10 protein-coding genes are annotated in these 12,957 nt (G+C 69.6%); 3 read left to right on the plus strand and 7 right to left on the minus strand.

Annotated elements, in window-relative coordinates; genetic code table 11:
• The first annotated feature begins 434 nt into the window (after positions 1-434).
• From ACTOWJ_RS11105 to ACTOWJ_RS11115, 3 genes are read left to right on the plus strand one after another with little or no spacing between them, the layout of a single operon-like run.
• A complete protein-coding gene (locus ACTOWJ_RS11105; protein WP_441334667.1) occupies positions 435-2,252 on the plus strand; it encodes an MFS transporter in 1,818 nt (605 codons plus the stop codon).
• A gap of 46 nt (positions 2,253-2,298) precedes the next feature.
• Positions 2,299-3,489 carry an HlyD family secretion protein gene (locus tag ACTOWJ_RS11110; RefSeq protein WP_441334668.1) on the plus strand — a complete coding sequence of 397 codons (1,191 nt, stop codon included), beginning with the start codon at positions 2,299-2,301 and terminating at the stop codon, positions 3,487-3,489.
• Positions 3,486-4,880: an efflux transporter outer membrane subunit gene (locus tag ACTOWJ_RS11115; protein WP_441334669.1), complete on the plus strand. Its 1,395-nt coding sequence runs from the start codon at positions 3,486-3,488 to the stop codon at positions 4,878-4,880. The genes ACTOWJ_RS11110 and ACTOWJ_RS11115 overlap by 4 nt, the downstream gene beginning before the upstream one ends.
• A 157-nt stretch (positions 4,881-5,037) precedes the next feature.
• Here ACTOWJ_RS11115 and ACTOWJ_RS11120 read toward each other — a convergent pair whose 3' ends face one another.
• The 7 genes from ACTOWJ_RS11120 to ACTOWJ_RS11150 all read right to left on the minus strand — a co-directional run bounded on the left by ACTOWJ_RS11120 (position 5,038) and on the right by ACTOWJ_RS11150 (position 12,721).
• Positions 5,038-5,847, minus strand: coding sequence for an aminoglycoside phosphotransferase family protein (locus ACTOWJ_RS11120; RefSeq protein WP_441334670.1), 810 nt, complete (start codon positions 5,845-5,847; stop codon positions 5,038-5,040).
• 220 nt (positions 5,848-6,067) lie between these two features.
• Positions 6,068-6,349, minus strand: coding sequence for a hypothetical protein (locus ACTOWJ_RS11125; protein WP_441334671.1), 282 nt, complete (start codon positions 6,347-6,349; stop codon positions 6,068-6,070).
• A gap of 240 nt (positions 6,350-6,589) precedes the next feature.
• Positions 6,590-6,973 (minus strand): HU family DNA-binding protein, encoded by a 384-nt coding sequence (locus ACTOWJ_RS11130; RefSeq protein WP_441334672.1) that lies wholly within the window; start codon positions 6,971-6,973, stop codon positions 6,590-6,592.
• Between the two features lie 579 nt (positions 6,974-7,552).
• On the minus strand, positions 7,553-8,665 hold the full coding sequence (zapE, locus tag ACTOWJ_RS11135) for a cell division protein ZapE (protein ID WP_441334673.1): 1,113 nt from the start codon (positions 8,663-8,665) through the stop codon (positions 7,553-7,555).
• Positions 8,662-9,726 (minus strand): lysozyme inhibitor LprI family protein, encoded by a 1,065-nt coding sequence (locus ACTOWJ_RS11140; protein ID WP_441334674.1) that lies wholly within the window; start codon positions 9,724-9,726, stop codon positions 8,662-8,664. Before ACTOWJ_RS11140 ends, zapE begins: the two co-directional genes overlap by 4 nt.
• 15 nt (positions 9,727-9,741) lie before the next feature.
• Complete coding sequence (locus tag ACTOWJ_RS11145; protein WP_441334675.1) at positions 9,742-10,416, minus strand: alpha/beta hydrolase; 675 nt, start codon at positions 10,414-10,416, stop codon at positions 9,742-9,744.
• A gap of 496 nt (positions 10,417-10,912) precedes the next feature.
• Positions 10,913-12,721 (minus strand): ExeM/NucH family extracellular endonuclease, encoded by a 1,809-nt coding sequence (locus ACTOWJ_RS11150; RefSeq protein WP_441334676.1) that lies wholly within the window; start codon positions 12,719-12,721, stop codon positions 10,913-10,915.
• Between the last annotated feature and the right edge of the window lie 236 nt (positions 12,722-12,957).

Below are 12,957 nucleotides of genomic sequence, written 5' to 3' on the forward strand. Positions count from 1 at the left end.
CGCAGACGCAGTGCCCGCCTGTAGGAGCGGCGCAAGCCGCGACCGCGAAACGACAGTCACGTCGCCACGCACAGGTCGCGACAGCGCGCCGGGGCGAAGCGAATCAGGCACGGGACGCCGCGTCGTCCAGCCCGCGAAACAACAGCGACGCTGCATCGGCTGCCGGCCACGCCGCAACGGCTCGCACCACGTGCGACGGCTCGCGGAGCCGCGAATCTTCATCGCGCATCGTCTTTACTCGGCGCGAACGCGCACGATGACGGCATCGCACGCGCCGTCACATCCCGACGACGCGCATCGCGCACCATGGCGTGCAGGGGAAGCGGACGTAAACGGACGGGTCAGTCGCCTTATGCGCGCTTGATCGTTGACCGCCCGCTGTAGCCTACTAACCGATCGCAACGCTAACCGAACGCGGGACCCGCGCGCCTCGCATGGCCAGCACCGCCGCCAACGCCATGTCCGATCCCGCCGCCACGGGCGCCACCGCGCCCACGCCACCCGCCGCCGCGCCCGACGCAGGCGGCTCGCCGCCAGCCGACACCGCGCCGCCCGGCCCGCCGGCCGCGCCCGCGCCGATGTCGCGCTGGCGCATCGCCGGTTTCGTCTCGATCTCGCTGCTACTGGGGTTGACCCAAAGCCTGGGCATGAATCTGGTCGCGTCGAATCTGCAGCAGGTGCAGGGCGCGCTGAGCGCCACCAGCGCCGAGGCGACCTGGCTGCTGACCGCCTATTTCGCCACCAACATCCCGGCCAGTCTGTTGCTGACCAAGTTCCGTCTGCACTACGGCTTGCGCCTGTTCGCCGATCTGGGCATCGGCCTGTTCGTGGTCGCCGCGGTCGTGCATCTGCTCGCCAACGATCTGGACTCGGCGATCGCCGCGCGCGCCGCGCTCGGCATCGCCGCCGCGCCGCTGAGTTCGCTGACCGTGCTGTACATGGCCGAGGTATTCGCCGGGCCGAAGAAAGTCGTCGGCCTGATGTTCGGCTTCGCGGCCCTGCAGACCGGCGCGCCGATCTCGCGGATCGTCGCCGAGAGCCTGCTGCTCAACGCGCAGTGGCACGGCATCGTGATGTTCGAGCTGGGGCTGGCGCTGGCCTGCCTGGCGGCGATCAATCTGCTGCGGGTCACGCCGGTGCCGCGCCAGAACATGTTCGATCGCTGGGACATCGCCAGTTTCCCGCTGTACGCCGCGGCGATCGCCCTGGTCTGCGTGGTGCTGACCCAGGGCCGCCTGCGCTGGTGGTTCGACACGGCGTGGCTGGGCGAATGCCTGGTGGCGGCTGTGTTGTGCGCGGGCGCGTTCGTGGTGATCGAGATGAATCGCGCCAAGCCGATGGTCAACCTGCGCTGGCTGCTGCACGGCGGCTACATGGTGCGGTTGGGCCTGGCGATCGTGCTGTCGCGCATGGTGCTGTCGGAGCAGTCGGTCGGCGCGGTCGGCCTGCTCAACGTGCTGGGCCTGCTCAACGATCAGATGCACACCATGTTCTGGCTGGTGTTGATTGGCACCGTCGCCGGGTTCGTGGTCACCCTGCCGTTCCTGCGCAGCCAGCGTTTCGACATGCTCGGGCTGATCGCGGTGGCGATCGTCGGGGTGTGCGCCTACGTTGATTCGCATTCCACCAACCTGACCCGGCCGGCGAACTTCTACCTCACCCAGACCCTGATCGCGATGGCCGCGTCGATGTTCCTGGCCAGCTCGATCCTGCTCGCGCTGGTGCGGGTGGTCGCCGACGGCGTGCGCAACCTGGTGACCTTCATCGTGTTGTTCAGCACCACCAACGCGCTCGGCGGCCTGCTCGGCTCGGCGGTGCTGGGCACCTATCTGGCCCAGCGCCAGACCGCGCATTACCAGCACCTGATGCAGCAACTCACCCTGGGCGATCCGCAGGTGGTGCTGCGCACCCAGCAGCTCGGCGGCGCGGTCGCGCGGGTGGTCGGCGACGGCGCGGCGCGCGGCAATCAGGCGTTGACCTCGCTGAGCCAGCAGGTCACCCGCGAATCCTGGGTACTGGCCTACAACGACGTGTTCCTGATGGTGGCGTGGCTAGCCGCGGTGGTGCTGGCCTGGGTGCTGTTGCTGAAATGGCATCTGTGGCGACGCGGCCACACCGTGGTGAGCTTCGCCTCGCAGGTGCCCGGCCCGTTCGGTCCGCCCGCCGCGCCACCGGCTTCGACGCCCGCTCGCGACGCGCCGACGACGGACGCTGCGATCCAATCCCCGCCACCGGCTCCCGCCGGTTCCTGATCCAGCCCGCTCTGAATCCCGCCCGTTCCGATCCGAAGGACGCCCCATGCCCTTGAAGACGCCCTTCCAATCCAAAGCCACCATTCCGGTGATCGTCATCGCCATCGTCGGCGTGCTGCTGATTCTCTACGCCTGGCGGCTGTGGCCGTTCTCCAGCGCGCGCCAGGCCACCGAAAACGCCTACGTGCGCGGCAGCGTCACCGTGATCGCGCCGAAGGTCGACGGCTATGTCGCCCAGGTGCGGGTGCAGGACTACATGCACGTCAAGGCCGGCCAGGTGCTGGTCGAACTGGACGATCGCAACTACCGGCAACGGGTGGATCAGGCCCTCGCCAATCTGGCCGCGCAGCAGGCCAACCTGTCCAATTCAACCCAGGCCCAGCGCGTGCGCGAAGCGGCGGTGGCCAACGTCGACGCGCAGCTCAAGGCCGCGCAGGCCAATCTGGCCCGCGCTCAGGCCGACATGCGCCGCGCCAACGCGCTGGTCGGCGACGGCTCGCTGTCGCAGCGCGAGCGCGATCAGACCCTGGCCGCGTTGCGCCAGGCCGAAGCCGGCCTGGGTCAGGCTCAGGCCGGGCGGCGCTCGGCCGATGAGGACGTGCGATCGGTGATCGTCAACCGCGACGCGCTCGGCGCCGCGGTCGCCAACGCGCAGGCCGCGCTGCATCTGGCCCAGATCGATCTGGCCAATACCCGCATCCACGCGCCGCAGGACGGCCAGCTCGGCGAGATCGGCGTGCGCCTGGGCCAGTACGTCACCCCGGGCACCCAGCTGATGCAACTGGTGCCGCAGCGGGTGTGGGTGGTGGCGAACTTCAAGGAATCGCAGACCGCGCGGATTCGCGCCGGCCAGTCCGCGTCGTTCCGTGTCGATGCGCTCGACGGCGCGGTGTTGCGCGGCCGGGTCGAACGGCTGTCGCCGGCGACCGGTTCGGAGTTCAGCGTGATCAAGACCGACAACGCCACCGGCAATTTCACCAAAGTCGCCCAACGCCTGCCGGTGCGCATCTCGATCGATCCCGATCAGGACCAGGCCGCGCGCCTGCGTCCGGGCATGTCGGTGGAGGCCACGGTCGACACCGCGAGCAAGATCGACGAGGACGCGGTGCGCCGCGACGAACAGGCGGCCGCGGCCGCGGCCGCGCGCGATGCGGCAGTGCCGGTCGCCGCACCGGCAGCGTCGGCGCAGCCAAGCAAAGCCGACGCGCCTGCGGGCGACGGGAATCCGCGCCGATGAGCCTGGTGCGCGCTCGTTCCGCCATCGTCGCGTTGGCCATCGCGGCGGGCCTGTTGGCCGGCTGCGTCAGCATCGCGCCGCCGCCGCAACTGGCCGAACCGCCGCCGGCCTGGCGCGATGCGCCCGGCGCCGGCGTGGCGGTGCAGCGCGATTGGTGGCGCGGCTACAACGATCCGGTGCTGGCCGAGCTGGTCGAGACCGCGCTGTCGCACAACACCGACTTGCGCCTGGCCGCCGCGCGCGTGGCCGAGGCGCGCGCGCTGCTCGACGCGCAGGGCGCGGCGCAGGCGCCGACGCTGGACCTGTCGGGGGCCGCCACGCGTTCGCGCAGCGTCAGTGCCGCGACCGGCCGGGCGGCCATCTCCGACGTCAGCCAGCCGCAGTTCCAGGCCGCGTACGAAATCGATCTGTGGGGCCGGCTGAGCGCCCTGACCGATGCGGCGCGCGCCAACCTGCTCGCCAGCCAGACCGGCGCCGACAGCGCGCGGCTCAGCGTCGCCGCCGGCGTGGCTTCGGCGTATCTGGGGCTGCGCGCGAGCGACGCACGGCTCGAAGTCGCCCAGCGCACCCTGCTCTCGCGCGAAAACGCGCTCAAGCTGGCGCAGCGCCGTTTCGACACCGGTTACACCTCGCGTCTGGAGCTGGCCCAGGCCCAGGCCGAATACCGCGCCACCGCGCAGGTGGTGCCGCAGCTGCAACTGGCGATCCGTCGCCAGGAAGACGCACTGTCGGTGCTGCTGGGCCGCGCGCCGGCGGCGTTGCCGCGCGGCAAGGCCCTGGTCGATATCGCCGCGCCGGCGTTGCCCGCGGCCGGCGTGCCTTCGCAGTTGCTGCGCCGCCGTCCCGACATCGCCCAAGCCGAGGCGCAGATCGCCGCCAGCGACGCCAGCCTCGCCGCGGCGCGCGCGCAACTGCTGCCGTCGCTGCGGCTGACCGGCACCTTGGGCAGCCTGGAGTCGAGCGTGCTTCATGGCGATCCGATCCGGGTGTGGAGCGTCGGCGGCAGCGTGCTGGCGCCGCTGTTCAACGGCGGCCGTTTGCGCGCGCAGGCCCGGGCCAGCGCGGCGCGGCGCGATCAGGCCGTGCTGGGTTACCAGAAGACCGTGCTGACCGCCTTCGCCGAAGTCGAGGACGCGCTCGCCGCGATCGAGCGTCTGCGCGAACAGCGCGAACAGGCCCTGCTCCAGCAACAGGCGCTGACCGACGCGTTGCGGATCGCGCACAACCGTTACAACGAAGGTTATGCCGCATACCTGGACGAACTTGACGCGCAGCGCAATCTGTTCAACGCCGAACTCACCGTGTTGCAGTTGCAGGGCGATGCGTTGACGGCAGAAGTGAATTTGTACAAAGCGCTGGGTGGCGGTTGGGAGCCCGTGGCGAACCCGTAACACCAGTTCGCCGCTTCGCACGAGGCCCGACTGTAGGAGCGGCGCAAGCCGCGACCACGACCTCGCATCGACGATGTATGCCGTGTTTCACGGTCGCGGCTTGCGCCGCTCCTGCCCCTTGAAACGGGGATGTCTCGCAACTCGGCCGCTGGCCGGCTCAACAGCGCTCCAACTCCGCCAACGCCCGGCCGATGATTTCGAATTCTTTCTCCGGTTCCTCGTCGTCGATCAGGAACCACGCCGCCGACAGGCCCTGGAACGCGGCGATCCACTGCAGCAGTCGGCGGCGTTCGATCCGGCCGTGCTCGACCACATCGTCCAACCGGCGTTCGAAATAGCCCGGTTTCAACGCCGTGTCCTGGTCGGGATCGGTGAACAGATTGGCGAAGTCGAAGCCGCGTTCGCCGATCACGCGCTTGGGATCGATCGCGATCCAGCCGCGCGCGTCGCCGGCATCGAGCACGTTCTCATGGTGGATGTCGGCGTGCAGCGGCATCACCTCGCGCGGCTGCGCCAGCAATTCCTGGGCGATGTCCCAACTGCGCGCCAAGATTCCGCCCTGGCTGCGCGCATACGTTTCCAGATCGGCGAACCACTGCCGCAGCGGCACCAGATCGGCCGGCACCGGCGCGCTGCGCGGCGCGTGCAGGCGCTCGATGGTTTCGCACAGGATGCCGGTGGCCTGCGCGTCCTGGCCGTTGCGCGCCATATGCGCGAGCGAGCGAGCGCCGCAGGCGCGTTCGAGCAGCAACGCGTCGTCATCGAAGGCATACACGCGCGCGGCGCCCTCGCCGTTCCACCAGCGCATCATCGCGCTGCCGTACTTCTCTTCGGCATCGCGCGGGATCTTGAGCATGGCCGGACGCGCGCCGTGGCGCACCGGCAACAAGTCGCTGCTGTGGGTGTGGATCGGCGCGCCGTCGGCGGTCAGATTCCACAGGGAGAGGTGGCGATCGAAAGGCGTCATGGGCGGCGGCGTAAGGGCGATGCCTGCCGATATCGGGGCAGGCGCACGCGGGGCAAGCCGATGCGCGCGCCGCATCTGTGTCTTTGTGTAGCTTGCGCGACGACGGCATCGCGCGCGCGTGGCCGGCGCGACGAATCGACACACACGGCACGGTTAGATGCGCGTCGCCGGATGAATCGGCTGAACCGATCGGCGATCGCGCGATGCGATGTGCGCGCGATCAGTCGGTTGCGGCTTCCGGTTCCTGGGTCGCGGCTTCTTCGCGTTCCTTGAGCACCAACGCGGCTTCGGCATCGGCGGCGACGCGATGGCGCAGCGACTTGCAGCGCTCCACGCCAGCGTCGGTCAGCGACAGGTGCTCGCCCTCATCGTCGGTCTGGGCCAGCGCCGCCTCGACCAGGCGTTCGCGCAAGGCCTGCGAATGCCGGCCCGGCGGATGCCCCTGGTCGATGCGTTGCAAAACATCCAGCAGGGCCAAGTCTTCCAGGCTGATCGGATCCACGGCGCGCGCTCCACTACGGTTGCGCGCACTATGCCATGCGCGGTGGCGGTGGAAAGGGGGAGCGCGGCGAGCGGCCGACGTGTTCAGACTGCGCCGGTCCCAAGCGCGCGGGACGCGCGCCATCGACGCGCGACCGGATCGCCGGCCGCTATTGCGGCCGCTGAAAACAGAACGCCGCCCGAGGGCGGCGTCCGGCGAAGCGGTGATGCGGCGGGCCAGGGCGCGCCGCATCGGCGGTCATCAGGCCGCGGCGTCCTTCAACTTCTTGAGCGGACGGACCTTGACCTTCACCGTGGCCGGCTTGGCGGCGAACCACTGCTCTTCCTTGGTGAACGGGTTGATGCCCTTGCGCTTGGGCTTGGCCGGAACGCTGGCGGCGGTGATCTTCAGCAGGCCCGGCAGGGTGAAAGCGCCCGCGCCCTTCTTGTTGATCGACGCGTGCACGGCGCCTTCCAGCGCGGCGAGTACCGAGCGGATGTCCTTAGCGACCACGCCGGTCGCCTCGGCCAGGTGCGCTACCAGACCCGACTTGCTCAGCACTTCCTTGATCGGCTTCGTAGCGGCCGGCTTGGCGGCGGCCTTCGGCGCGGCCTTCTTCTTTGCAGCGGTTTTTTTCGTAGCCATAGTTTTTTCCGGTAGTACTCGTTGGATGGATGGGTTGCCTGGATAACCCCTCGGCAAGGCGGAATGTAGGGCAAGCGTGACGCGCCGCCAAGAGTTTTGACGCAAAAAAATGCGTGTTTTTCAGTCGCACATGCCCGTCGGTCGGTGCGGCGCCGGGGAAATCCCTGTCGCGACAGGGATTTCGCGCGCGACGACGGCGCCGCCGCGGTCGCCGCGGGTGCGCAGAAAACCACTGAAAAATAAGGGTTCTCGCGATTCGTGCGGCGGCGCAGCGCAAGTTTGCGCCCGCCCGGGAGCGGCTGGACGCGCATGGCGGAGGCGGTCCGCCGGCGGTTCAGTCGCGGTGCGGCTGTCGGCCGCGCGTATTTGCGAGCGGCGGCCGTTTACGGCCGCGATGCGCGACACGAATGTGCCCATGCGCGGATATGCGCGGTTGCGCGGGCCGCTCGCGTCGTCACGCCGCGCATACGCGTGGGGGTTGCGTGAGGGTTTGCGTGGGCGATTCGCGGTCTCGCGCGCCGGCGCCGAAGGGTCCAATGGCACGGGCCGGACGCGACGAATCGCCCCGGCCCGATGCGCTCAGCCGCGGTGTTCCAGCGCCAGGTACTCGGCCGATTGCATCTCGATCAGGCGCGAAGCGGTGCGCTCGAACGCGCCGTCGAGCCGGTGGCCCCGGTACAGACCGGTCGGCGCGTCGGCGGCGGTGCATACCAGGTTGACGTGGCGGTCGTAGAACTCGTCGATCAGATTGATGAAACGCCGCGCGGCATCGTCGTGGATGCCGCCGGGAAACAGCGGAATACCGCCGACCAGCACGGTGTGGTACTCGGTGGCGATCTCGATGTAGTCGCCTGCCGCACGCGGACCTTCGCACAGCGCGGCGAAGTCGAACCAGGCATGGCCGTCGGCCAGCGCCCGCACTGGGATGTCGCGGCCGTCGATACGCAACGGCCCGGTCTCCGGCGCGCAACCGGCCGCCAGTTCCTTCCAGCGTCCGGTCAGCCAGGCGTCGGATTCGGCGTCCAACGGCGCGCGATACACCGGCGAGCGGGTCAGCGCGCGCAGGCGATAGTCCTGCGCGCTGTCGAGCAACAGCACTTCGCAGTTGCGCTGGATCAGCTCGATCGCGGGCTTGAAGCGGTCGCGTTGCAGGCCGTCGGCGTACAGATCGGGCGGCGCGGTGTTGGAGGTGGTCACCAGGGTCACGCCCTCGGCGAACAGGCGATCGAGCAGGCGCCCGAGCAACATCGCATCGCCGATGTCGATGACGAAGAACTCGTCGAGCACCAGTACGCGCAATTGTTCGCGCCATTGGCGGGCGATCTTGGCCAGCGGATCGCTCTCGCCGGCGTGGGCGCGCAGCTGGGTGTGGACTTCGCGCATGAAGCGGTGGAAGTGGGTGCGGCGCTTCTCGGCCAGCGGCAGGTGTTCGTAGAACAGGTCGATCAGAAACGTCTTGCCGCGGCCGACCCCGCCCCACAGGTACAGGCCGCGCACGCCTTCGCGCGGCTTGCCGCGCAGGCGGTCGAACAGGCCCTGGGCGGGCGGATCGAGCAGGCCGGCGTGGATCCGGTCGAGTTCGCGCAGCGCCGGCTGCTGGGCCGGATCCGGTGTCCAGTCGCGGCGCGCGACACCGGCCGCGTAGGCCTGCGAGGGCGTGAGCGCGGCGCCGGATTGCGGTTGCGCGCTCATGGCGTGCGCAGCGTCCGGCCGCCGGCCGACATCAGCCGCACCGGCACCGCTTCTTGATAACCGTCGGACCAGGCGTCGATGGTCGCGGGCAGTTTCGCGGTCCAGGCCGGGTCGTTGCTGTAGTAGCGCAGCTCGGGTTTGTCCTGCTTGTTGTCGGCGCGGATGGCCACCCAGAAGCGGCCGTCGGCGGTCTGCATCAACAGCGCGCGCATGAGGCTGGCCAGGCCGCGCACGTAGCCGTTGGTGACGCTGGCGCCCAGGCCTTCCTGGTCGGCGCGGGTGTCGATCACGTCCATCCGGTCGACCAGCGCGTCGTAGTCGTCGCCGAGCAGTTTGCGCAACTTGGCGTCGTTGGCCGGCGTCAGCACCACGCCCAGATCGAGCAGGTTCCAGTGGGTGGTGGCGACCGCCTCGCCGAGGCCGGGCAGGTAGCGGCCGCTGAAATGCACGCCCACGCCGGCGCCGCAATCGCTGCCGGTGTGTTGTTGCTCGATCTGGATCTGGCGGTGGAAGCGGTGAAAGGTCAGTTCGCACTTGGCGGCGGGATCGTTGCCCTTGTAGAGCATCTCGTTGTCGCCGACCGCGCGCGTGCGGCCCGACAACAGGCCGGTGTTGGCGCCGGAGCTGGCCTGCAATTCCATCTCGTACTTGCCTTCGCCCAACGCCTTGAGACTCAGCGATGAGGTGCCGTCGCTGCGGGTCCAGTCACCGTTCCAGTCGAACTTGCCGCCGATCGCGCCGGGCGCCAGTTCGGTCAGGCGCTCGACGTAGGCCCGGCGCAGGCACGGCACCTGGCCGTCGCAGCGGTCGCGTTCCTTGATCCAGGCCAACTGGTCCTTCTTCAACGCGCCGCCGTACTGGCTGGCCTTGAGCGCGGCGCGATAGGCCTGGCTCAGTTCGCCGTCGCGGACGGTCAGCACCGGATCGGCGCAGATGGCCTGTTCGTTCTTGTTCTTGGCCTTGGCGCAGTCGATACCGGCCGCGTCGGCCTTCGCCGACCAGGCCGCGGCGATCAGGCAGGCGCAGGCGTACAGCAGCGCAAAGCTCGGGGCGGGGCGCATCGTGGGGAAATCCTGTCAGGCCGGAGCGGTTTCCGGCGGGAGATGGGGACGCACGGAATTCTTGATCGCGCCGCGCAGGTCGATCAGGCGGCGATGGAAGAAGTGCGACGTGTCGGGCATGCGCACCAGTTCCGGCGGCTGGCGCAGGCCGTCGATCCAGGCATACACCGCGTCGGGATCTACGATTTCGTCGGCCCCGCCCTGGATCACGATCCACGGATAACCGCTGGGCGGAGCGATGCGGTCGAAATCCCAGCGCCCGGCCGGCGGCGCGATCGAGATCAGCAGCTTGGGCCGCAGCTCATCGGCCATGCGCAGCGAGACATAGGCGCCGAAACTGAAACCGGCCAGCCACAGTTGCGCATCCGGACGGGTGGCGCGGACCCAGGCGGCGACCGCGCGCAGGTCGTCGCATTCGCCTTCGCCCTGGTCGAACTCGCCTTGCGAAGCGCCAGTGCCGCGGAAATTGAAGCGCACCGTGGCCGCGCCGGATTCGCGCAGTGCGCGCGCGGCCATGGTCACGACCTTGTTGTGCATGGTCCCGCCCTCGGTCGGCAGCGGATGACAGACGATGGCGACGATCGGGCGCGCCGGCGCTTCGGCGGCCTCGACGATCATTTCGATCGCGCCGACCGGACCGGGCAGCGTCAGCGCGGTGGACGCGTCGCTGGGGAAGGCGGGAGTGCTCATGCCCGGCATGATACTTGGCGGGGTGGAGGCGGTGTTACGATGGTGTGTTGCGTGGTGGCCTCGATGACGGACGGCCAGAGCAAACCCACAACACACCCAGGGCATGCGGGCGGCAGAGGCATCGAGGTTTGTTGTGGGAGAGGCTTCAGCCCCGACCGAGGTATGGGCTGGCGGTCCCTAGCGTCGTCGTTGTGGATTCGCGGTCGGGCCTGAAAGGCCCTTCCACAAAAGACATCGGGCATGCCGGCGGTAGAGGCATTGAGGGTAGAGGCATTGAGGTTTGCTGTGAGAGAGGCTTCAGCCCCGATGGAGGGTCTTGGCTGGCGGCCAGCGTCGTCGTTGTGGATTCGCGGTCGGGCCTGAAAGGCCCTCCCACAAAAGACATCGGGCATGCCGGCGGTAGAGGCATTGAGGGTAGAGGCATCGAGGTTTGTTGTGGGAGGGGCTTCAGCCCCGACGGAGGTCTGGGCTGGCGGTCAGTGGCCGTCGTCGCCGCTCAACGCGTCGTCAGATCGAACCCCAGCAGCACCGGATCGTGATCGGAACTGCGCCACGGACCCGCGCCGCCGTCGCGGTAACCGGCGCTTTCCGGTTCGTCGGCGTTGGTGTGCCACTCCGCCGCGCCGCGCAGCCGTACGGCCAGCGCCGGTGACAGCAGGGCGTGATCGAGGCGGCCGAGTTCGCCGTCGTAGACGTAGCTGTACGGCGCTTCGACCTTGGCCACGGCGAAGGCGTCCTGCCAGCCGGCTGCGTACAGCTCGCGCAGCGGTTGCTCCTGCGCATGGGCGTTGAGGTCGCCGACGATCATCGTCAGATCGCCGCCGCTGCCGGTGGGATCGGTCTTGAGCCAAGCATCGAGGCGGCGCGCGGAATCGCTGCGCGTGGCGTTCCAGCACGACGCGCCGTCGCCCTGATCCCGATCGGCGCCGGTCGCGTCCCTGCAGCCCTTGGACTTGAAGTGATTGGCCACCACCACGAACGCCGGACCGGCTTTGCGTTCGGCGCCGATCGCGGTGAACGCCTGCGCCATCGGCACGCGCGCCAGCGGGCCGAACGGGCCTTGTTGCAAGGTCGCCGCCAGGCCCTGCGCGGCCACGCGCTGGCCGCGATAGATCAGTCCGACGCGGATCTCATCGTCGCCCGGTCCCCGCGTCCGCGCGGAGCAGGGTTGTTTGCAAGGCGCGGCATAGCGCCAATCCTGGGTTCCGCCGCTGGCCGCATCGGCGCGGTCGAGCGCGGCGACCAGCTCGGCCAGGGTCGATTCGGGGCCATAGCCGTCGTTCTCCAACTCCATCAACGCGGCGACATCGGGATTGAGCGTGTGGATGGTGTCCACCAGCTTGGCCAACTGGGCCTGGTACTCGGCCTGAGTGCGCGCGCCGCGCGGGGTCGGGAAGCCGCCGCCGCGGCCGTCGCCGTTGAACAGGTTCTCCAGATTGAACGCGGCGATGCGCAGATCGCCGCCGACCCGCGGCGCCGATGGGCGCGGCGCGGGCTGCCATTGCGGTGCCGCGGTCAGGCGCACGCCGTCGCGGCCGGCGATCGGCCACGCCACGCCCTCCACCGATTGCAGGCGGCTGCCGCTGCGCGCGGCGAAGGCACCGGCGCCCAACAGCGCCGGGTCGCCACCGAGCACCAGCCGGCGACGGCGGTTGTCGGCGACGATCGCGCGGGCGCGTTCGCTGCCGGGCGCGGCGAGTTCCAAGGGCTGCCACAGCGGCCCGTCGAAGGACACGCTGAGCGTGCCTTGCTTGTCGTCGCGTCGGCCCAGGGTCAGCGGCGCGTCGATGCGCACGCGCATGCCTTGCAGCGCGCGCCAGTCGGGCGCGCGGTCGATCGCGACCGGACCGATCGCGGCCAGCGATTTGCGTTGTGCGCGCGAGTTCAGCGGTGCGACCTGCTCGGCGTCGATCGCGGTCAGCGCGCGCGCGGGGGTTTTGCCGCCGGGATCGAGTTCGGCCCGATGGACCCGGCCGCTGACTCGCACGGTCTGGCCCAGCGCCAATCCCGCGGCGCCGCGACCGGTGATCCAGATCGCGTCGGAGGTCGTCGGATCGCCGTCGCCCGCATCCTGGATCAGCCAGCCGGGGGATTGGTCCTTGTCGGGCAGGGCGGCGGTGACCAGGCCAGCCACGCTGACGTTCTGGCCCGAGAGCGGCCTTGCATCGTCGCGGCCTTGCACCGTGCCGATGGCGACGACGGCCGCGCCGCGCGGGGCGCCCGCGCGCTCGCCGTGCGGCGCGGTCGCGCAGGCGGCCAGCAGCAGGCAGGGCGCGAAGGCGAGGGCGGGGCGGAGTCGCGTCATGGCGGGCTCGGAGAAGGATGGCGAAGAGCGGCCATTATCCGCAGCCGCGTTGCGGCGCGTCGTGTGCCGTCTGGCTAGATGGGGTGGGTGGGTGGGTGGGATGAGGCAAGCGGATAGGACGAGGCTGTCTTGCTGTTTCCCCCTTTTTTCAACGGGGGAACGGCAAAGAAGCGACAGCAATAACCGTCGGCTTTCGCACCGAGTCGGTATCCACCAACAAAAACGCCGCCCGAAGG

This window comes from Lysobacter sp. CA199, from assembly GCF_052078715.1.
GTDB lineage: Bacteria > Pseudomonadota > Gammaproteobacteria > Xanthomonadales > Xanthomonadaceae > Lysobacter.